This window comes from Mycobacterium hackensackense (genome assembly GCF_025822555.1).
Taxonomy (GTDB): domain Bacteria; phylum Actinomycetota; class Actinomycetes; order Mycobacteriales; family Mycobacteriaceae; genus Mycobacterium; species Mycobacterium fluoranthenivorans.
This window is the reverse complement of record NZ_JACKUC010000053.1, coordinates 16,819-34,487: the sequence shown is the minus strand read 5'-3', so window position 1 is coordinate 34,487 and position 17,669 is coordinate 16,819. Positions and strand designations below refer to the sequence as shown.

At 63.6% G+C, this 17,669-nt stretch carries 24 protein-coding genes; 18 read left to right on the top strand and 6 right to left on the bottom strand.

Annotation, left to right across the window (positions count from 1 at the left end):
• Positions 1-505 precede the first annotated feature (505 nt).
• Both H7J86_RS32050 and dnaB read left to right on the top strand, forming a co-directional pair.
• Positions 506-1,660: a hypothetical protein gene (locus H7J86_RS32050; protein WP_267295940.1), complete on the top strand. Its 1,155-nt coding sequence runs from the start codon at positions 506-508 to the stop codon at positions 1,658-1,660.
• Positions 1,661-1,704: 44 nt separating this feature from the next.
• Complete coding sequence (gene dnaB / locus H7J86_RS32045; RefSeq protein WP_372517365.1) at positions 1,705-3,057, top strand: replicative DNA helicase; 1,353 nt, start codon at positions 1,705-1,707, stop codon at positions 3,055-3,057.
• 48 nt (positions 3,058-3,105) lie between these two features.
• Here the strand turns inward: dnaB and H7J86_RS32040 are convergent, their stop codons facing one another.
• From H7J86_RS32040 to H7J86_RS32025, 4 genes are all read right to left on the bottom strand, one after another.
• Positions 3,106-4,710 carry a hypothetical protein gene (locus tag H7J86_RS32040; protein WP_267295936.1) on the bottom strand — a complete coding sequence of 535 codons (1,605 nt, stop codon included), beginning with the start codon at positions 4,708-4,710 and terminating at the stop codon, positions 3,106-3,108.
• A 160-nt stretch (positions 4,711-4,870) separates the two neighbouring features.
• On the bottom strand, positions 4,871-5,206 hold the full coding sequence (locus H7J86_RS32035; protein ID WP_267295935.1) for a hypothetical protein: 336 nt from the start codon (positions 5,204-5,206) through the stop codon (positions 4,871-4,873).
• A gap of 514 nt (positions 5,207-5,720) precedes the next feature.
• Positions 5,721-6,014, bottom strand: a complete 294-nt coding sequence (locus H7J86_RS32030; RefSeq protein WP_267295933.1) for a hypothetical protein — start codon at positions 6,012-6,014, stop codon at positions 5,721-5,723.
• A gap of 212 nt (positions 6,015-6,226) precedes the next feature.
• On the bottom strand, positions 6,227-6,697 hold the full coding sequence (locus tag H7J86_RS32025; RefSeq protein ID WP_267295931.1) for a hypothetical protein: 471 nt from the start codon (positions 6,695-6,697) through the stop codon (positions 6,227-6,229).
• A gap of 338 nt (positions 6,698-7,035) precedes the next feature.
• Between H7J86_RS32025 and H7J86_RS32020 the strand changes: the two genes are divergently transcribed.
• The 4 genes from H7J86_RS32020 (at position 7,036) to H7J86_RS32005 (ending at position 8,625) form a co-directional block, all read left to right on the top strand.
• The gene (locus H7J86_RS32020; protein WP_267295929.1) at positions 7,036-7,272 is read left to right on the top strand and encodes a hypothetical protein; all 237 of its coding nucleotides are present in this window, start codon (positions 7,036-7,038) and stop codon (positions 7,270-7,272) included.
• A gap of 126 nt (positions 7,273-7,398) precedes the next feature.
• Entirely contained in the window at positions 7,399-7,842 is a 444-nt protein-coding gene (locus H7J86_RS32015) for a hypothetical protein (protein ID WP_267295927.1), read from the top strand.
• A gap of 168 nt (positions 7,843-8,010) precedes the next feature.
• The gene (locus H7J86_RS32010) at positions 8,011-8,229 is read left to right on the top strand and encodes a hypothetical protein (RefSeq protein ID WP_267295925.1); all 219 of its coding nucleotides are present in this window, start codon (positions 8,011-8,013) and stop codon (positions 8,227-8,229) included.
• A gap of 192 nt (positions 8,230-8,421) precedes the next feature.
• Entirely contained in the window at positions 8,422-8,625 is a 204-nt protein-coding gene (locus tag H7J86_RS32005; protein WP_267295923.1) for a hypothetical protein, read from the top strand.
• Between the two features lie 337 nt (positions 8,626-8,962).
• Here H7J86_RS32005 and H7J86_RS32000 read toward each other — a convergent pair whose 3' ends face one another.
• Positions 8,963-9,556: a GntR family transcriptional regulator gene (locus H7J86_RS32000; protein ID WP_267295921.1), complete on the bottom strand. Its 594-nt coding sequence runs from the start codon at positions 9,554-9,556 to the stop codon at positions 8,963-8,965.
• Positions 9,557-9,836: 280 nt separating this feature from the next.
• On the opposite strand from H7J86_RS32000, the gene H7J86_RS31995 reads away from it, so the two are divergent.
• The 7 genes from H7J86_RS31995 (at position 9,837) to H7J86_RS31965 (ending at position 14,714) form a co-directional block, all read left to right on the top strand.
• Positions 9,837-10,148 (top strand): hypothetical protein, encoded by a 312-nt coding sequence (locus tag H7J86_RS31995; RefSeq protein WP_267295918.1) that lies wholly within the window; start codon positions 9,837-9,839, stop codon positions 10,146-10,148.
• Positions 10,149-10,268: 120 nt separating this feature from the next.
• The gene (locus tag H7J86_RS31990) at positions 10,269-10,475 is read left to right on the top strand and encodes a hypothetical protein (RefSeq protein WP_267295916.1); all 207 of its coding nucleotides are present in this window, start codon (positions 10,269-10,271) and stop codon (positions 10,473-10,475) included.
• 170 nt (positions 10,476-10,645) lie between these two features.
• Positions 10,646-10,879: a hypothetical protein gene (locus tag H7J86_RS31985; RefSeq protein WP_267295914.1), complete on the top strand. Its 234-nt coding sequence runs from the start codon at positions 10,646-10,648 to the stop codon at positions 10,877-10,879.
• Between the two features lie 232 nt (positions 10,880-11,111).
• Positions 11,112-11,351 carry a hypothetical protein gene (locus H7J86_RS31980; protein WP_267295912.1) on the top strand — a complete coding sequence of 80 codons (240 nt, stop codon included), beginning with the start codon at positions 11,112-11,114 and terminating at the stop codon, positions 11,349-11,351.
• Positions 11,352-11,381: 30 nt separating this feature from the next.
• Positions 11,382-11,603 carry a hypothetical protein gene (locus H7J86_RS31975; protein WP_267295910.1) on the top strand — a complete coding sequence of 74 codons (222 nt, stop codon included), beginning with the start codon at positions 11,382-11,384 and terminating at the stop codon, positions 11,601-11,603.
• Between the two features lie 520 nt (positions 11,604-12,123).
• Positions 12,124-14,019, top strand: a complete 1,896-nt coding sequence (locus H7J86_RS31970) for a hypothetical protein (RefSeq protein ID WP_267295908.1) — start codon at positions 12,124-12,126, stop codon at positions 14,017-14,019.
• A complete protein-coding gene (locus H7J86_RS31965) occupies positions 14,019-14,714 on the top strand; it encodes a helix-turn-helix domain-containing protein (RefSeq protein ID WP_267295906.1) in 696 nt (231 codons plus the stop codon). The genes H7J86_RS31970 and H7J86_RS31965 overlap by 1 nt, the downstream gene beginning before the upstream one ends.
• Before the next feature lie 410 nt (positions 14,715-15,124).
• Here the strand turns inward: H7J86_RS31965 and H7J86_RS31960 are convergent, their stop codons facing one another.
• Positions 15,125-15,424: a hypothetical protein gene (locus tag H7J86_RS31960; RefSeq protein ID WP_267295904.1), complete on the bottom strand. Its 300-nt coding sequence runs from the start codon at positions 15,422-15,424 to the stop codon at positions 15,125-15,127.
• A 305-nt stretch (positions 15,425-15,729) separates the two neighbouring features.
• Between H7J86_RS31960 and H7J86_RS31955 the strand changes: the two genes are divergently transcribed.
• The 5 genes from H7J86_RS31955 to H7J86_RS31935 all read left to right on the top strand — a co-directional run bounded on the left by H7J86_RS31955 (position 15,730) and on the right by H7J86_RS31935 (position 17,655).
• On the top strand, positions 15,730-16,074 hold the full coding sequence (locus tag H7J86_RS31955) for a hypothetical protein (RefSeq protein ID WP_267295902.1): 345 nt from the start codon (positions 15,730-15,732) through the stop codon (positions 16,072-16,074).
• Positions 16,075-16,079: 5 nt separating this feature from the next.
• On the top strand, positions 16,080-16,511 hold the full coding sequence (locus tag H7J86_RS31950) for a hypothetical protein (protein ID WP_267295900.1): 432 nt from the start codon (positions 16,080-16,082) through the stop codon (positions 16,509-16,511).
• Between the two features lie 107 nt (positions 16,512-16,618).
• Positions 16,619-16,960: a hypothetical protein gene (locus H7J86_RS31945; protein ID WP_267295898.1), complete on the top strand. Its 342-nt coding sequence runs from the start codon at positions 16,619-16,621 to the stop codon at positions 16,958-16,960.
• A 111-nt stretch (positions 16,961-17,071) separates the two neighbouring features.
• Positions 17,072-17,416, top strand: coding sequence for a hypothetical protein (locus H7J86_RS31940; RefSeq protein ID WP_267295896.1), 345 nt, complete (start codon positions 17,072-17,074; stop codon positions 17,414-17,416).
• A gap of 2 nt (positions 17,417-17,418) precedes the next feature.
• Positions 17,419-17,655 carry a hypothetical protein gene (locus H7J86_RS31935; RefSeq protein WP_267295894.1) on the top strand — a complete coding sequence of 79 codons (237 nt, stop codon included), beginning with the start codon at positions 17,419-17,421 and terminating at the stop codon, positions 17,653-17,655.
• Positions 17,656-17,669: the final 14 nt, after the last annotated feature.

Here is a 17,669-nt window from a genome sequence, read left to right as displayed (position 1 = left end):
CTGATAGCAGTGCAAGCACTACAAGCACATTCCTTCGATGCATTAGCCAGAACCGCGCCCTTGGCGCCGGTTCGAGGTTGATGTCGTCGCAAAACGTCGCGCTGATCGAGCTCGGACGCCCCCGCCTGCATCGGACGCCGGTAGGGGCACTGACCTCGCAGCGAGTCGCGCATACACCTTGTGGGCGGGGCCAGGGCGCCGCAGCGGACCGTCCGGCGGACCGTTACCTCGGCCGCTATGGCGTCCACTTTGCCGCCCGCGCACTGACTTCGGTGGCCTCGGCGTTATGGGCGACCGGAGCTCCACTGTGGACCGCGCCGAGGCCGGGTGCGGTGCGATGAGCCACCTCACGACTACGGTGCCGTCGTCGCGTCGACGCCGCGTGGCCGCCGTCGGGCCACGTCCGCGCGTGGAATTCTCTGACGCTGCGGCCGTGCGGGAACGCGTCGAATCCTGCGCAGCTGAACTTCGTCTGCGTGGCGCACGCCGGCATGCCCTGGCAGCGGTGCTCAAGCTGCTGTGCGGCTACAGCAGGCTGACCGATGACCGTGTCGGGCTGTCGCAGATCGTCGATTTGATCGCAGCAGCCGGGTGGCGTCGTTACGACCCCAAGACCGTCGGGCGCGCGCTGGCTTCCTTGGCGGCCGACGAGTTGATCGTCTACCGGCCCGCACAGGGCCGCGGGAGGCACGCCGTGGTCGCCATCCATTCCCGGTTCACCGAGGGCATAGAGGTCCTTCAGCGGGACGCCTTCGGGCGCGTGATCGTCGACTACAGCGGCCATTCCAAGTCCAAATCCGTCACCTTTTCCGAGCCGCTTCCTTATATAGACCAACGGAGTTACCTCCCTACCCTCCGCAACGACCCGCAGCGTGAGACTTCTCGACCGACTGTGGTGAAGGTTCCCCGAGGCGAACTGAAGACCGTCATGGACGGGCTGCCCGAGGCGATGGCCCAGCTGCCGAAGCACCTGCGGTGGAAGCTCGGAAGTGAAATCCTGCAGCGGCTCAAGCGGGGTTGGCGCGCTGACCAGATCCTCGAGGTCCTCAACGCTGAAATGCCCGCTGACGTGCAGCGCCCGTACAAGCTCGCGGTGTGGCGTCTGCAGCAAAACGTCGTGGGTGCGGGTCCACGCCTGCGCCCGCTGCAGGCCGCGTGGGACGCGCGGGCGGCGGCGACAGCGCGTGCCGAGGCCGAGAGCGCCAAAGACCGGCGGTTCGTTGATCTGGCGGCGATGACCAGCCCAGAGCTGCGCGCGCAGGTTCTTCTTGCCGACGAGGTGACGTTCGGGCGGCGGTCACAGGATCCGATGGCTGCGTTGGGGGTGGCTGCCCGCAGGGCGACCCACATGTTCCCCGAGCTGCCGTTGGCGGAGGCGTTGGAGCGCTGGGCCAGCGACATCCTCGCCGACTACGAACCGGAACCCGTTGCCGTCACGCCCGTTTCTGCGGTGCCGTCGTTGAGCGAGGAACTCCTGATGGATCTGGCGATCAGTGGTGGCTGCAACTGCGTGGTGTGCGGATCCGTTCACGGCGTCTACCGCCCAGAGCTGCCATTGAAAGCCATGGCAACGGTGTGTGACCAGTGCTGGCCCGACATCGCGGCCGACCTCGCTACCGGTGGCGACGAGGACGAATTCGAGGAGGCGATCTCGGCATGACCGATCTTCACGACGCACCGACGCACACACGTCGCCGCCGACAGGTGGAGCCCGATAGCGACCTCGATAACGGCCGGCAGCCGCCGCAGGACTTGGCCGCCGAGCAGTCCGTGTTGGGCGGAATGATGCTCAGCAAGGACGCTATCGCCGATGTGCTCGAAAGGTTGCGGCCCAAGGACTTCTACCGGCCCAACCACCAACAGATCTACGACGCGATCCTGGGTCTGTTCGGGCAGGGTGAGCCGGCAGACGCGGTGACCGTCGCCGCCGAACTTGACCGGCGCGGGGTGCTGCGGCGCGTCGGTGGGGCGCCGTACCTGCACACCCTGATCGCCACGGTGCCCACAGCCGCCAACGCGGGCTACTACGCCGGGATCGTCGCCGAGAAGGCCGTGCTGCGGCGTTTGGTGGAGGCCGGCACCCGTGTGGTGCAGTACGGCTACGCCGGCGCCGAGGGAGCCGACGTAGCCGAGGTCGTCGACCGCGCCCAGGCTGAGATCTACGACGTCACCGAGGACCGCGGCAGCGAGGACATGGTGGCGCTGGAGGACCTCCTGCAGCCCACCATGGACGAGATCGACGCCATCCAGGCAGGCGGTGGCCGAGGCCAAGGTATCCCGACTGGGTTCGCCGAGCTCGACGAGGTGACCACTGGTTTGCACGGGGGCCAGATGGTCATTGTTGCTGGCAGGCCGGGTCAGGGGAAATCCACTCTGGCATTGGATTTCATGCGGTCGTGCTCGATCAAACACCGCCGGGGCAGCGTGATTTTCAGCCTGGAGATGAGCAAGTCGGAGATCGTGATGCGGCTGTTGTCAGCTGAGGCGCGCATCAAGCTGTCCGACATGCGTGCCGGTCGGATGAGTGATGACGATTGGACCCAGATGGCCCGGAGGATGGGTGAGATCGGCGACGCCCCGCTCTACATCGACGACTCGCCGAACCTGACCATGATGGAGATCCGCGCCAAGGCGCGGCGTCTCAAACAGAAGTCGGATGTGCAGCTGATCGTCGTCGACTACCTACAGCTGATGACCTCGGGCAAGAAGGTGGAGTCCCGGCAAACGGAGGTAGCGGAGTTCTCTCGCAGTCTGAAGCTGATGGCCAAGGAACTTGACGTCCCGGTGGTCGCGGTCTGTCAGCTCAACCGGGGCCCGGAACAGCGCGTCGATAAGGTTCCGCAACTCTCTGACCTGCGTGAGACCGGTCAGCTGGAACAAGATGCGGATTTGGTGATTCTCATCAACCGGCCCGACGGGTATGACCGCGACAGTCCGCGCGCCGGCGAGGCTGACCTGATCCTGGCCAAGCACCGCAACGGTCCGATCAAGACGTGCACCGTTGCGTCTACTCTTCACATGTCCTCGTTCCGCGACCTTGCGCGCGGCTATTCATAAATTGTTGTGTCTCACAACCGATTTCATTTTCTCACGGTCGACTGCATCTCAGGCGGTCGTAATGTCGGCAAGGCTGGCCGCCGTCTCTCCGTATCGACTGTTGAAGTTGTCGACTATCGCCTCGGTCAACACCGAGAGATTCACGTCCTCCGGTTTGCGAGGCGATGGCATCCTGCGTCCCTCCTCGTAGATCTGTCGAAGCTCATCGATGGGAATTTCGCGGCGAAGGCGCCTGCCGCGCAATAGCTGTAGCAGCGCCGCCGCAATACTGGGATAGGGAGTGAAGGTGGGATTGTCGAGCCAACTTCGGATCGCTACTTCGCTGACGGTATAGCTGATCCCGATATTGCGAAGATCCGTGAGAATGTCGCTGGCGGACAACGGTTGCTGGACAACGCCTGTTGGCTCACCGGCAACAACAAATGGGCCACGCCAAACACGGTCGGGCTCCCGCCAGAAGAAGTCGAATCCGCGCTGATCATGCCTTCTTGCGACCAATTCCAGGGTGCAGTGGTCGTCGGATCCATAACTGCTCTGAATGAGAGAAACCTCGTCGTACAGCGCATCTCCGAAGCGGTCCTGGAAGGTCCAGCCTTCGCGAAGCGGGCGATGCTCCCTGTGGTCATTCATTCTCCAGAAGTAAAGGAGTCCACCGTCTTTCGCAGGTGCGATCACTTCGAAGTTCCCGTACTCTTTTCGGTCGAGCAGCATGCCGATGAAGAAGCCGCCTGCTTCGTCGACGCCGTAGTTACTCTGCAGGATCGCCGCTCGGCCTCGGCACGGCTTCGGATCATTCGGCAGTTTGAGGGAGGTGCCATCCCAAATATGGCCGGTATCAACGCTCAAGAAATAGATGTTGAGGGCGCCTTCATTCGATACTGCTGCTGCGAGGATGTCGCCCGACATATCGCCGTTTTCTCGCATCGCCCGCCAGCCCGCGTATAGGCTCGAATTGCCATCTCCACCGGCAGCGTTCATGGTGGTGAGCGCCAGGCCGATACCCCCGGTGAACGGCGTGGAGTCGGCCGGGTCGGCATCACCGAAGTTGTCGGCGACCCTGGGATGCGGCCGTGTCGTGCTGAGGAGGTCTTCTATTGACTCCCATGGTCCAGGACCACCAGCTGCGTTCTCACGTTTGACGATTCCTAGGCCTTTCTCGGGAAATATCGCGGCCACGTAGAATCTGCTCGGTGCGTGAGCATCTCGGTCGGGCGTGATCCCCAAGCCAAAGTCGTCCTCGAGGAAGACCGCACCTGTGGATGCGAGGGCGGGAACGCCCTTCGCTGGCAGTATCGGAAGCGTGGGGGCTTGATGCCAGCTGAACTCGCCGCCATTCTCTCGCCACCAGTGCTCGATGTCATTGTCGTCGTTGACGGCAATGACTTCAAAGTTCTTCAAGCTGGGTTGGCCGAAGGCTTTGAAATCCGACTCGATGAGCGAGACTCCGGCGTAGCGTGCCGATGTCGTGCCGAAAATGGTGGGGCCGTGCCATGGCAGATCGTGAGCGTCGTTGTCGCGAGCGAAATGTGCGAGCCCCCCGTCCGGCCAAGGTATGACTACTTCGTAGTTTCCGGCACGGCCGGCTGTGCTCTGAATGAAGAAGCCTCCGTTCGGCGACGAATCGGGCCGCTCGGGTCTGTCAAGTGTGGGCATTCATCAACCTCTCTATCGCGACGCGGGGTGGTGTCTGGTGACTGGCACAAAAGACGACGCTTGCCGGCGTGTTAGTGGGTTCATGACACTTCTGAACGGATGTCCCGCCGAGTCCCTGCCTGTCGCATGTGGGCTGGCCGGATCGGGTGTCACTCACTGGCTACTTCAGCAGCGAGGCGAGGTCTGTGTCCTCGGTTCCATACCGTTCATTGGAGGCTTGGATGATGGCCTGGCTAAGAATGTCGGCGCTGATCTCCTCAGCGCGACGGGGTGACCCTGCAGAGAGGGACTCGTAGTGGCCGACGACAACATCGATGAAGACGGGGCGGCGTAGACCGTTGGCCGACAATAGGTTTAGCAGTCCATGTGCGACTGCGGGGTAGGGGGTAAAGTCGGGGTTGCCCAGCCAGTCGACGATGTCGGAGCGTTCCACGCTAAAATCAACTCCTACCTGCGCGAGGTTATGGACCTGCTGTTCGGCAAACGTGATGGGCATCGTCGGGCTCCGTTGGTAGTTATCGATGTTGGTTGTGGCCACTTCGGATTCGAGCGTGGCATGGCGACTGGCGACGCACCTACGTAGTCGACTACCTGCATTTCATTGCCACCCGTGTCGATCCGGCGAGGCCGACAAGGTCAGTCGGCTTTCCACGCGCCGAAGACAAGTGCCTAACTCTGCGTGCACCATTCGTTGGCGGTTGTACCGAGAACAATCGCGACGGTCTGCTGTCCGTTGCCACAACGGCCACAGGTAGACAGTCAGACCGTTGTAGGAAATGCAGCGGTCCGTGAGCCACATCGCGGTGCAGACGTCATGAGACGCTGCGCAACGCCCAGGGCAGTGCGCACAGGCGATGGCGCCAACTTCGAGACCCTACAATGCACTGTCACGGCCGATTTTCATGTTCTCACGATGCGTGCCGCTTTCTTCACGTCTGCCCATACCGCAAAGCACCGCTTGCGCGGCAAGCGTGTATAGCGCCGCATGTCCGTTGGTGGAGGGGCGGAGATTACGCGTGCTCGTTGAGAGCGCGCGCGTAGAGTTCGCGAGCCGCCTCGACGGCGGATTCGACGGAGCTGGCGTGATGAAACTGAACTCCTCCTGCGGCACGCCGGATCGCCGAAGCATGGTGCGGCGTTGGGAAGTACGTCGTCCTGTGACCGTCGTGTTCGGGAGTCCCGGTGAACTCCCAGAGGTAGCGATGCGGCTCGGGGTTGGGGAAGTCATCGGGAATGTCCAAGGGGCTGAGGGTGACCCAGACACCTTCGGCGATCTGCACTGGCTCATGTTCTGGTGCGCGCATGTGAGACATTCCTCCCGGTGAGAACCGTGGTTGTGCGAGCCCCACGGAGTGCGGTGGGCCCCGCTGACGTACGGGTGCTCGATCTGGCCAAGAGGCTAGGCCGCGGCGGGTGGGTCCGTGGTAGGCGCACCTCGTGTCGGCAACCTTTTAGTATCGACGTTTCTGGGACCGTGTCCGCCGGTGCAGCGCGTGTCGCCGGGCGTTGACACTGATTAATGCTCGGTCAGAGCGCTCGCATCGTTTGGGGTGAAGAATTGGCTGACGATATCGCGGTAGTTCTCCAGGATGTCAGCAAAGCTGTCCGCGGAATCGCGGTAGCGCTGTGCGGCGCCGGCATGGCGCTCGATGAGGCCGCGATAGTCCTCGATGATGGCCCGGTAGTCCTCGGAGATGGCATTGATTTCGTTGCTGGCGTTGCGATACTGGCTGAGCGCGGTCAGCAGCATCGCCTGGCTTGCCAGGATCAGTCGGTTGGATTCGATTGCCTGGGCGGCCTGCGCCTTGGCGGCCGCGACCTCTTCCCGTAACTCCATGATTTCCTGCGACGCAGTGCTGCTGTCCGACGGTGTTGCATCTGCGGGTCGGCGAATCGGCGCGGAGAGCTGATCGGAGTAGACATACCAGCGGGCCCGCTGATGAGCGGTGGATTCATAGCCGCCTTCGAGTTCACCGTCACGGACCATCCGTTGAACGGTGCGTGGGTCCCGGCGCAGAAGGCGCGCCGCCTGACGCAGGGATGCGGTGGGGCGGCCAGGTTTCGGTGGTCGTTGGATGCTTGTCAACGCTCCAACCTCCGCCCCTTGCCGCTTGACTGACCCCGAGTGCACCACCCTAGCGAATCCTCGTACTGCAATACACTGTGAACTGCGTTGATGATGCAAAATGTAACACGCGCGTACGCGCGACACGCCCGCCCTCAAGGCGCACGTTGTGCCACACTCGCCAGTATGATGGTGAAAACGCAGCAAAACGCAGCATCACCGCACGTAGACGCCTACAAATCATAGTCCGGAGGACCGCCATGACCGCCCTGATGGAGACGATGATCGATCAGCCCGTCGCCGGCGCTCCCAGGCGGAAGGGGCGCAGCGGTTCCGCCAAGCGGCAGCGCACCGAGCAGGTCAAGCTCAATCTGTTGCCGGCTGAGCGTGCGGCGCTGGAACGCGCGGCCGCCGACGCAGGACTCGAGGGTGCCGGCAAGCTGCAGGCCTTCATCCTCAAGAGGCTCGCCGGCGATCTCGCAGCCGCCGCCGTCTAACCACTGAATGCGGGGCATCGGCACCCCTTCCCCCAAGGCCGAGCGGTAAGAAAGCGGTGCGACACGCATCGCAAAGCACCCGTCTGAGGGCATGACCGTCACCCTTGACTTCCAAGGCGCCTGGGTGTGGCGTCGCTGTTCGGCCGGAACTACCGGCGATTGGAAAGGGGCGAGCGGGTGGTTGACACGGGTGCCGAATCAGATCGCCAGGGGTGGGAGCGCACACCCACGTGCGGCGGCGGGGACGCGGCGGCGGTGGTCGAGCAACGCTACGTCATCGGTATCGGTTTCCACGGCGATTGCGCCACTGTGGAGCTCGCCATGACCCTGGCTCAGTCGCTGGCGTACGACAATGGAGATCGCTCCCGAGCAGTCGCGCTTGCGCGCATGAGCATTCACCAGGATCTCGCGCGGGTGTCCGTCAACTTCCTCGCCGGGCCTGCCCCCACACGCATGGATGCTGTCGAGAGTCTGCGTACCGACCTCGGCCAGGCGGCGCTCGACCTTGACAGCCGACGCTGGTGCGAGCAAGCCCAGTTGCTGCGTGCCCTCTCCGCCGCCGCAACGTAGAGCCGTGGATCAGAAATAGAGGCTGTCCAATGGCGTCGGTCACCTCGTTAAGGCCGGCGGCTGCCTAAAGTCGTCGTTTCAGGCCGCTCGGTGTTGTGCATCGCCACAATGCGCGTGCCGAGACTGCTTGCAAGGTAGGGGGAGTCAGTGTCAAATCGGTATAACTACGTGCACACCGATGCTAAGAGTGCGCTCTATCAAGGTCTGTCAGCAGTTGACGCACGCGCCGAGTGGGGAACGACTGAGATCGCCGGAAGCCACGCGCTTGGCCTGTTCAACGACGGCGGCGACGGACTGATCATCGACGGAACACCAGAAGACCTGTTGCACTTCGTGGACCTCCTGCACGCTCACGCGCACGCAGTGTTCAATGGAGCCGGCCAGTAGCCGATCTGTCCGGGCTTCGTGGTCAACTCGACCTGCGGGCCTGGCCTCATGTGAGGGGCGCACGGTGATGCAAGCCAGATGGTCCTCGTAGCGCGATTCGCCGGAGGTGCTCTTACAGAACGGGATTCATCTGAGCTACGGCCGATCGCGTCACCGCGCACAGGGGAGAGAAAACGGCAAGGAGGAGCGGGCATGAAGCCAATGGAACGGGTTCTGGTCCAACTCTCGCCCGGCAAGTTCATCACGGGTCACTACCTCAGCGACAACAGCCAAGGCGATCCGCTGATCGCCTATCATGACCACCCGACCGGAGACAGCTGGGGTCGCCACTCGGCCTCTGAGGTCACCGCCAGCGGTGAGGCGTGCGCGTGTGATTCGGCGCGCAACCGAGGTTAAGGCGATGGTGACGGAACAGCTGGCTGGCGCACGTCGCGCAGATCAAGACCAGGGCGAGTCGGCTGGCGGTTCGTCGACACGCTCGAGCACCTCGGCGACCTCGTCGAGACCAACCAGATGGTCCTCAGAGCTTCCAATCCACACGAAGTGCCCGTGGGTGCCGTCCCAGCGGGCGAACCTGTGTGTCCGTGGGTGTCGCAGCAGTAGGGAATACCATTGCCCATCAACCAATTTGGTGCGGTCACCGGTTGACGAGTCGTTCCGAATGTCGGTCACGATGTGATTGTGATCCCCGCGGCGGGCAGCGGTCGTTTTCGACGCGACTGCGTGACATTATTCAGTTGATCTGCGTTGCGGACGTCGAACCGGGGGTGTCATCGCGTAGTTGGCCCAGGCGACGTCCGTAGATGCGGACGTGATAGCCCCCGCGCTGGGTCAATGCTGGGCTCTCTGACGCCGCGGCCGCGGCGCGTTCGGCTTTCAGGCGCGGCTCACCCAAGGCCTGCAGCACTGCTACCGCGAACGATTCTGCGGCCAGTCGGGACGGAAGGAAGCATTCTCCGAAGCCATGTCGTGACCGCGCTTTGCGGAACTCCACGACATAGACCGCGCGGTTGGCCAGCTGCATGGCGACACCGACGATGTCGGTCAGTGACGTAGCCACCTCCTGTAGGAACTGAAGTGTAGGCAACGGCTCGGCCGAAACCAGGAAGTGTCCGCCGGCTCGGCCGACGCGAGCGGTGACCATCCCCTCCTGGATCAACGGGGCATAGGCGTCCCGGGCCGGTTTCGGCCCGGCGTCGACGCTGAAGAACTCGTCGTTGAGCTGCTCGATGCTGGGCAGCCGGTCGCCAACTGCGTACTGGCCCAGAGCGATACGCTGCCGAAGAATGTCGGTGACCTGCTGTGCCTTGTATTTACCGCCCACCATGCGAGGAATGCTACGAGTACGCCGCCACCCTGGTGTGAGCGACGCGGACCGTCGCTTCGAGATGCTGGCCAGGGTGTGCGCCGAGACCCCACGGTGCTTGGGATTCGACCCGAGGGGGCACAACATCGCAGGTCGTGTGCGAGCTTGAACCCGCGGCCTGCCAGAAACATGCGCGACACCGCAACACGTCCCGGCCGAGACGGCCAGGGGCGGTGAGAATCGCGACGATGACGCACCAGCCCGGGCATCGACGGGCGGTGATGACACCCTGGGAGTGATCGTGACCAGTGCCTACGCGTGGCGAATTGACGAAGACCACCTGGAATCGGCGCCGCCGAACACCGTCGGCGTTGTGGGCCCACGTGACGCCCGCCTAGATGATCAGGGCAATCCGACGGGCTACGCCCACCGCCACCAGTTCCGTATGTACGACGACGACGCCATCCTCTACGTCACCGGGACCCTGTTCTGGGACGGAGAGAGCGAACCCGAGGAGGAGTTCGTGTACGCACCGTTGCGGGACTACGGGATGCCAGGTCTTGGATGCGTGCTCGTCCGCTACACCGGCCGCTCGAATTGGGATTGTGGATAGACAGCGCCCGTCGCCGGGCCCGCAGCATGCCTGCGCGAAAACACGTCAACGCAGCGACGGTGGATTGCACATTCGCGGGTCGACGGCCCAGACATTACCTCGATCAATCAGGAGAGACCCGTGAAAACCGTTCCCCGACAGGCAATCCAGCTCAGCGCCGGCGACGTCATCGTTGACCCCGACGGCAACCGGCACGAAGTCACAGCGATCACCATCCACGGGCTGAGTGCAGCCTGGCTGACGTTCACCACCGACACCGGCCTGACCATCGACAAGACCCAAGACTCGGCCCGCCTCGATACGTATGACGTAATCACCGAGCAGTGACGGGCCCGTGATCGCGGCGCCCCAGTCAGGCCTGGCGGATCCGATCATGGACGCGCAGAAGAAATCCGGTCGGTAAAAGTGTCGGTCCTCCGTCGGCGGCTCACGACGCGTGAGCATGACCCGCGAACCGCCTCCCACACCGCGAGCGGCTAATGCAAAGGGGGAAGATCATGTCCGCTGACGTCGCGACCATCGCAACGCAGATCCCGTCGAGCGCCGCCCAACACGCGGTGGCCAAAATCATGGCTGCCCTGGGGTCACAGAGTCGATGGAACTACGACACGCTCGATAGCGTCGCCGAGGCCATACGGCCGGTGATGAAGGACTTGGAGGGTTTGGTGCCCAGCGTCTTCGATCAGGATCCGGCCGCAATGGAGTTCTGGGAAGCGGTCAACGCGCGTTGACCCGGTGACGCGCTACCGGCGTGCTGCCCTGGTAAACGACCACCCCGGGTTTCTTCATGTAGTCGGTCCCGAGTGTTGCGGCTGGGGCTAGGAAAGTCCCTCCTGATTCGTGTCGTTGAGCGGGCCGGCACGGTAATTGAGGTGTGGTGGCATCGCACACGCGACTACGGCACCGCTCGCAACAACAGAGTGGCCGGCCTGGTCCGACATTGGAACAGTGAGGGGGATGGCCATGGCGATGACGATTCGGGTCGACAACGCATACTCCGACGGGCATGAGTCCCAGCAGACGGTCACCGATGTTGAAGAGTTCGCCGGCGATCCCACCGACGAGGACGCCCTGCGTGACCACCTCTTCGAGTTCACCGGTGACGGTCACGGCGACACCCATCGGGTGGACGGGTTTCACGAAGTCACGATTCTGGCCGCGGCGAATGAGGCCCTCGTCGGGCGCACCGTGGAGTTCGGGTGAACTCGGCGCTGTGGGGGATGGGGTGCGGCGTTGACTGAGATAGACCCGTTCGAGGGATGGGAGATGCGGTCAGTCGGTTGCTATTGGACCCGGCCGATCGGTGATGGGCGCACGGCCACGTTGTCGACGTGGAGCCGTGGAGCCGAGAGTGGTTACGCCTTGACCGTCGACCGCCTGGAAAAGCAGTTCCCTGGTCTCGCTGAGGCATTGGCCGCGTACGACGAACTCGCAGCCGCGGCCGCCGCTCGGTGAGCGGTGCAATCACGTAAACCCACCTGACCGTTGCCAGTGAGGTCTGGAGAGGTTCTCAGGTGGTAGGAGGAAGCGGGAAGCGACGCATCGCGTCGGCATAGTGCTCAAGCAGGAGCGGGGTCACCTCGTCGACCATGGGAGTCTTGGTCGCGGTGGCCTGCATACGCATGGCGAAGTGCAAGCTCTCAGGAACATCGAGGGTAAGCCGACTCTTCCCCCGCGGAGCGGACGGTTGAGCAGGAGCAGCCTGGTCGGCGCCACGGGCCCGCGCGGTTTTGCTCTTTCCGGTACGACTGTCTGCCATCGAACGAGCCTTTCCTGTCAGCGACGTTCTTCGAGGAGCCGCGGCGCTAACGTTATGCAAGTCAAAAGGTTTGGCGCCGCGCTTGGGGCTGAGTGTAACCACAAAGAGCCGTCATACGGGTATGTGAGTATGTAGGCGTGTTGATGCCTGTATATACGGGCGCACGTGTGATGATCTGTACGGCAGTATGGCCGTGGATACAGAAGGGACGGTGTCGTGGCCGAGCATCTGATCACCTCCGGAGGAAAGACGTACCGGGTGTCCGCAGACGGCCACGACGGGGCCGATATCGACGGCATCATCGAGTGGCTATGCCAATTCCACGGCGAACCGACGACGCTCAATGCACTGTCCCGCCCGCAGGTGCTCAGCCGGATCGGCCGGAGTTCTATTCCCAGTGACTTCCCCGAACCGGGCGTCGTCATCGGCGACGAAGGCCGGCAAAGCGGAGGCAGAACCCGCGGGTGGTTGCCGCAAGCCGTTCAGCAGTGGGAGGACGGTGCAAGTGCACGGCTAGCGGCGGCAGCTTCGCAATCGGAGAGACCAGCAAGTGAAGCGTCATCGGAATCCTCGGCCTCTGAGGCGACGGATGAAGCCGACGCCGGCGGGCAGAACGAGGATGCCGGGGAATGGGTGCCTGGACAGCGGCAATGGTCTGACACACCCGCCAGTGGTGACCGCATGGTGGCCATCCTGAGTAGCCGCGGCGCTATCTCGCCGTCGGGCCTGCCTCTCACCCGCGGACCCCTGCCCACCGCCGCGGACCTCGCCCGGTTCGTCTGGCACCGTTGGCCGAGCAAGCCCGATGCGCGCGGAGCGCGCGGCGCCGCGGCGCACCCGCAGATCTGGATCACCGCGCCCGCGTTGCAGGCGGCGGGAATGACACCACCGAAGAAGGCCATCGAACGGTCCGAGGACCTGTCGGCCACCATCGCAGCACTGTTCGACTGCGAAATCACCAGCGCGAGAGCCGGATGGTTCACCGCCGCGTTCCGGTCGCCCAAGGGTGACGGCGAGAGCCGCCGGGTCCATCTCGTCCTACTGCCCTTCTTGTGGCTCGACCCCTCCCCGCAACGCCCCAAGGACGAGGGCCTGGCCGGAACACGGGACACCGAGACCGAATTGCCCGACGATGAAGATCAGGCCGTCGAAACACTCGGGCGCCGCATCGCGTGGCTCACCAGCATTTCCGAGGGTGTCCTACCAGCGGCGCGGCCGGCCTCGATCGGGGCCGCCCTGTTGGACTCGGTGCGTGCACGTGCCCGCACTCAAAAGCGCATCGAAGCATGCCCCCTGCCAGACACGTTGCACGCCGAGACCCCGAGGCTCGATCCCAACCTCGAAGCCTGGAAGAACATGCCGCACAACGCCAAAGGCGATGCGGTCGACGTCGAAGTTGACCAACGAGCCGCCTATCTGGCCAGCGCCGGCCAAGTCGACCTCGGATACGGTGTCCCCGTCGAAATGAGCAAGGTAGATCCCGAAGTGTTCACTGAACGGAACCCGTTTGGGCTGTGGCGCATCACCACCCCGCCGGCGGGAATGCTCGACGGGCTGACACAGAAGCTGCCGCTGCCACATGAGCACATGCACTGGACGGAATCGAGCACGTTCTGGGCCACGACGCTCGCAGTGAATCATCTGATGGAACCCGTCTCCGAGGGGGGTGCCGGTCTAGGACTCTCCGAACTGCAGTTCAGCCGGGCGTGGGTGTGGCCTCAGAAATCACGGTTGCTGCGCGGCTGGGCCGACATCCTGCGCAGCAGGCTGATGGAGGCCATCGCCGAGGGACACAAGGACCAAGAAGACCTGATCAAGAACATCTACAAATCGTTCATCGGGCGCATGGCGGGCAGTCAACATCCCGCTGGTCAGCGGCACTATCAGCAACCCGCTTGGGCGGCCGCCATCCACGCCGACACGCGGCGGCGGGCGCTGCGCTACGCCACATCGATCGCCACTGAGCAAGGCATTTACCCCATCGCTGCGCGCGACATCGATACCTTCGTATATCGGCTGCCCTCCGAGGTCGACCCGTACGAGGTCCTGGAGGAGAAGTCCACCGACAACGGCAAATACCGCGTCAAGGTCATCAACTCGGGTCAGGGCTGATGGAACGCTGGGGTGTTCCAGATAGGTCGGCCCAACCACCACGCAGGGCCGCGTCGAGCTCGCCGCGGCCCACCAACTTCACGGCGGCCCTGCCCTCCCCAGGTTTCAGTGCGGCGTTCCAAGCGCTCACCGGCCGCAAGTTGCGTGAACTGGGAGGCAGGTGGCTGCAGCGGCCTCAACGGGAACGGCAAGCCGAAGCGGCGCGCCGAGCCACCACCGAGATGGCCAACCGCATCGAACGGCAAACAGGTCGGCGCCCCGCCGACTCCACCATCCGACGCAGCGCACGCACCAACCGAACGCCCCGCGGTTTGGACACCAGCGTCAGCAATCGACAGACCAGGATCGACGCGGCCGGCGGAGTCAAGGCGCTCGCCCAGCTGCTCGGAGTGAGCCAGTACGCGGTGAGGCGATGGCGAGATCTTGGTCGACCACTCGTTCCCGGCGCCTTGACTGTCGTAGCCGATGTCGAAGGAGTGCTGGTCGTCAACGGGGAGGAGTATCCGCGGACCATGTCTGTGTCGATCGACATCTACCCGCCGGCGGCCGACGACGTCCGAATCGCCTACGCCCTGGGCGACCTCGACTACATCGCCGAGCTGCTCGGCCCCGAAATCGCTGAACAAGTGGACTGGGCCGGCGAGGCCGATCGCGAGTTCGCCGTCACCGAGATCACCGACATCACCTTGCACTGATAATCGGATCGTCTGAATTTGAGCCCGGCTGGACGTGTCGGTCCCCGCTATTGAGCTGCCGGCGCCAATAGCATCGGCACTCCTCACGAGACGCGTTCGGCCGGCCGTCCGGTGGGTGGGTGAGCCTGCGCGCAGCCGAGGGGACGACAGCGATCGGGGAGCAACGTGGCGATATGCGGATGGAACGGATGCACTGCACTCGGGGATGAGGACTACTTCGGCCGTTGCGAGGACCACGAATGGTCGCAGTGCCGAACCGAAGGGTGCACCGAAGACGCCGACGACGGTGAAGGTTTCGACGGATTCTGCGGGAACTGCGCCGATCGCGAAGAAGGAGCCAAGCGGTGGGGCTGACAGCTTGCACCCGCGAGGGGCTGTCCCGAGCGATGAGTGCGTCGTGATTGTTGCGCTCAGCGCGGGATCAGTGTGAACGGCACGCCCGCGGCGGCATGCGCGCGACGAAGTTGCGCGGCAAACGCTTCCTTCGTCATGGGTGGTGACATTGCGGCGGACAACTCGGCCAGGGACGCCGACGTGTCCAACATGCGGGCGCGCAAAACGTCCAGGTAAAGCCGATAGGAAGCCTCACCGAGGTTGGACGGCCTGCTCTGTTCGAGGGCCGCGTATGCCCGCCGCGCGTCGTTGGCTTGCTGCTTCGGGTCCCGCCGTTGATACTGCAGCGGACCACGCAAGGAATCCCATCGTTGCATCGGTCAAACCCCATCACTCAGACCTTGGCAAGGTGCGAACACCGGCATAATGGCACCATCTGTGCCCGTCCGGTCGGAACTGGCCGTCGTGGCGGCCAGATTCGTCCCCGCGAAGGAACCTAGGTCACCCTCCAGCGGAACTCGTCGGCCGCGACCCGGGCGGTCCGGGCGCGCGCATTTCGGACACATCCGCGGCTACAGCAGTGTGCTACTCAAAAACGTTGGCCGCCAACGTGTCGGAAGCTCCCATGACCGAAGCCGCTTCGTAGCATCTGGCCCGACGTCGAGAAAAGGGGAGCGCAACGATGTCGGACGATCAAACACTCGAAGAGCTGGTGCAGCAGCGCGAAATGAGTTCCTTGATAGACCTGCCACAACTCAACCGCGCCATCCATCGACAGGCAGTCCTTACCGTTCGATGGTGCATACTCTTCCATCGCCTCAACGGGGTGGTGGACGTCGACCCGGACAACGACCCGCCCACCCACGCGATCAGCGTGGACGATCGAGGGCTTGACTATGCGCTGCGGTGGCTACCCCCAGAGCTGATCCGGGCGGAGGCACCCCGCACTCGCCGGGTGCACCTGGCCGATCTCGACAAATACCTTGTCGAGCAGACGAATTCGGACGCGACACCGAAGGGCGGGTGATCGCAATGGACGCTTATCCGCAGGAACGTGACTGGGAGCCCTGCAACGACATCAGTGCCGAGCAGACCGCCCTCGCGACGGCTCTGCGCATTCCGCTGCTCGCCACCTCACAGCCCCACTGGAGCTACATCACCGGTGTCGTCGTCGGCACCGGTGACTTTCCCGACAACGGCATCGTTCCCACGGACGCCGAGATCCGTGTGATCGCGGACCGACTGGAGGAGTACTGCAGCCGCTGGTACCGCACATCCTTCCGCGCAGCGATGAAGCGGCGCGGTCCGTTCGATATCGACGGTGCAGCCAACCTCGGTTACTTCCTCAAAAGGCCCAATGGAAGCTGGGTGTACCGCAAGCGAACGTGGGACCGCGGCCCCTACTGGGCCCCCGACAATGAACTCCTGTCGCTGCATGAAGTCATTGGTCGGATGCGTCGCTGACCGTCGGATTTTGGGTGCGCGTGTCTCCCGGCCACACTCGGCAGAAAGAGAGCGCCCGAACGTGTCGGTCGACGGCAGACAAGGGGATCGCGGCGACCATTGGCCGCATGCAATCCGTCGACGCGACCTGGCCGATTCCCGAGGGGCTGTCGCCCCTTGGTGTGAAAGCAGCCGAGGTCATCCGCACCTTCCTGCAGGACAGAGGCATCCAAGATCACGGCGGCGGGGGCCGCTTCTACACGCCCGCGGAGTGGCTGGCCAGGGGAGAGCTGTACGGCCGGTCCTCCCTGCTACTGGTCACCCACGACGGCGGCAATCACGCCGGCGCATTCAATCTCGACTACGAGCAGTACGCCCTCCACAACGAACTTGTGAAAACCCTCGAAGCCAACGGATTGTGGATGGAAGCTTGCACCAACTGGTACACCGCGATCTACCCGCGCACCTGACATCACCCACCCGTACACCCAAAGCAAAGCGATCTGAGAAGCGCAGGCGCACAGCCGGTTTGCTTCCGTGAGTAGCCGAGACTTCATAACTCGAAAGGTGTGAAACACGACATGTCGCTCTACCGCTGCACGATCGCCCACGATAGGGCCGATCGGCAGATCATCGTCCACTGGGACGACAACGACCCCAACCGCCACATCGTCGCCCCCACCACCATCCCTGCGAGTGAAGTTACAGAGGAGCGTCTTGCCCATGAACTGGGCCGCATGGGATTTCGTGTGGTGTCAACCGATTCGGACAACATCGGCCGCGGCTGGGCCATCGTGGCGCACACCCGCTCCGACTGGCCCTTCTATAACCCGCTGACCGAGGAATGGTGCGCCTACCTCAACGACGCGGCCAAGCAGAGTATTCGAACCAGGTGGCCTGAAGCTGATGTTCCGGGGGTGCTGTAGCGATGGCCGCCAAGTTCGTCCGCGGAGATCTCGTCCAGCTGAAGCACGAGTACGAGGTCGGCGGCAACCCCAGTCTGTTCCGGATCCGAAGCATCCACAATGGCAAGGCTGTGCTCGGGCAGCTGGGAACCGACGACGACCACTATCACGGAGTCGACACCCTCGTAGCGCTCGCCGACCCCGAACTCATCGAGCCATACCCGGAAATCTTGGCCATGTATTCGCGACACGTGCGCTAGCACTGACCACCGCC

Excerpts from the sequence above, each read along its gene's own strand:
- H7J86_RS32040 (WP_267295936.1), bottom strand. The coding sequence starts at position 4,710 with ATGCCCACACTTGACAGACCCGAGCGGCCCGATTCGTCGCCGAACGGA.
- H7J86_RS32035 (WP_267295935.1), bottom strand. The coding sequence starts at position 5,206 with ATGCCCATCACGTTTGCCGAACAGCAGGTCCATAACCTCGCGCAGGTA.
- H7J86_RS32030 (WP_267295933.1), bottom strand. The coding sequence starts at position 6,014 with ATGCGCGCACCAGAACATGAGCCAGTGCAGATCGCCGAAGGTGTCTGG.
- H7J86_RS32025 (WP_267295931.1), bottom strand. The coding sequence starts at position 6,697 with ATGGTCCGTGACGGTGAACTCGAAGGCGGCTATGAATCCACCGCTCAT.
- H7J86_RS32020 (WP_267295929.1), top strand. The coding sequence starts at position 7,036 with ATGACCGCCCTGATGGAGACGATGATCGATCAGCCCGTCGCCGGCGCT.
- H7J86_RS32005 (WP_267295923.1), top strand. The coding sequence starts at position 8,422 with ATGAAGCCAATGGAACGGGTTCTGGTCCAACTCTCGCCCGGCAAGTTC.
- H7J86_RS32000 (WP_267295921.1), bottom strand. The coding sequence starts at position 9,556 with ATGGTGGGCGGTAAATACAAGGCACAGCAGGTCACCGACATTCTTCGG.
- H7J86_RS31985 (WP_267295914.1), top strand. The coding sequence starts at position 10,646 with ATGTCCGCTGACGTCGCGACCATCGCAACGCAGATCCCGTCGAGCGCC.
- H7J86_RS31980 (WP_267295912.1), top strand. The coding sequence starts at position 11,112 with ATGGCGATGACGATTCGGGTCGACAACGCATACTCCGACGGGCATGAG.
- H7J86_RS31965 (WP_267295906.1), top strand. The coding sequence starts at position 14,019 with ATGGAACGCTGGGGTGTTCCAGATAGGTCGGCCCAACCACCACGCAGG.
- H7J86_RS31960 (WP_267295904.1), bottom strand. The coding sequence starts at position 15,424 with ATGCAACGATGGGATTCCTTGCGTGGTCCGCTGCAGTATCAACGGCGG.
- H7J86_RS31955 (WP_267295902.1), top strand. The coding sequence starts at position 15,730 with ATGTCGGACGATCAAACACTCGAAGAGCTGGTGCAGCAGCGCGAAATG.
- H7J86_RS31950 (WP_267295900.1), top strand. The coding sequence starts at position 16,080 with ATGGACGCTTATCCGCAGGAACGTGACTGGGAGCCCTGCAACGACATC.
- H7J86_RS31945 (WP_267295898.1), top strand. The coding sequence starts at position 16,619 with ATGCAATCCGTCGACGCGACCTGGCCGATTCCCGAGGGGCTGTCGCCC.
- H7J86_RS31940 (WP_267295896.1), top strand. The coding sequence starts at position 17,072 with ATGTCGCTCTACCGCTGCACGATCGCCCACGATAGGGCCGATCGGCAG.
- H7J86_RS31935 (WP_267295894.1), top strand. The coding sequence starts at position 17,419 with ATGGCCGCCAAGTTCGTCCGCGGAGATCTCGTCCAGCTGAAGCACGAG.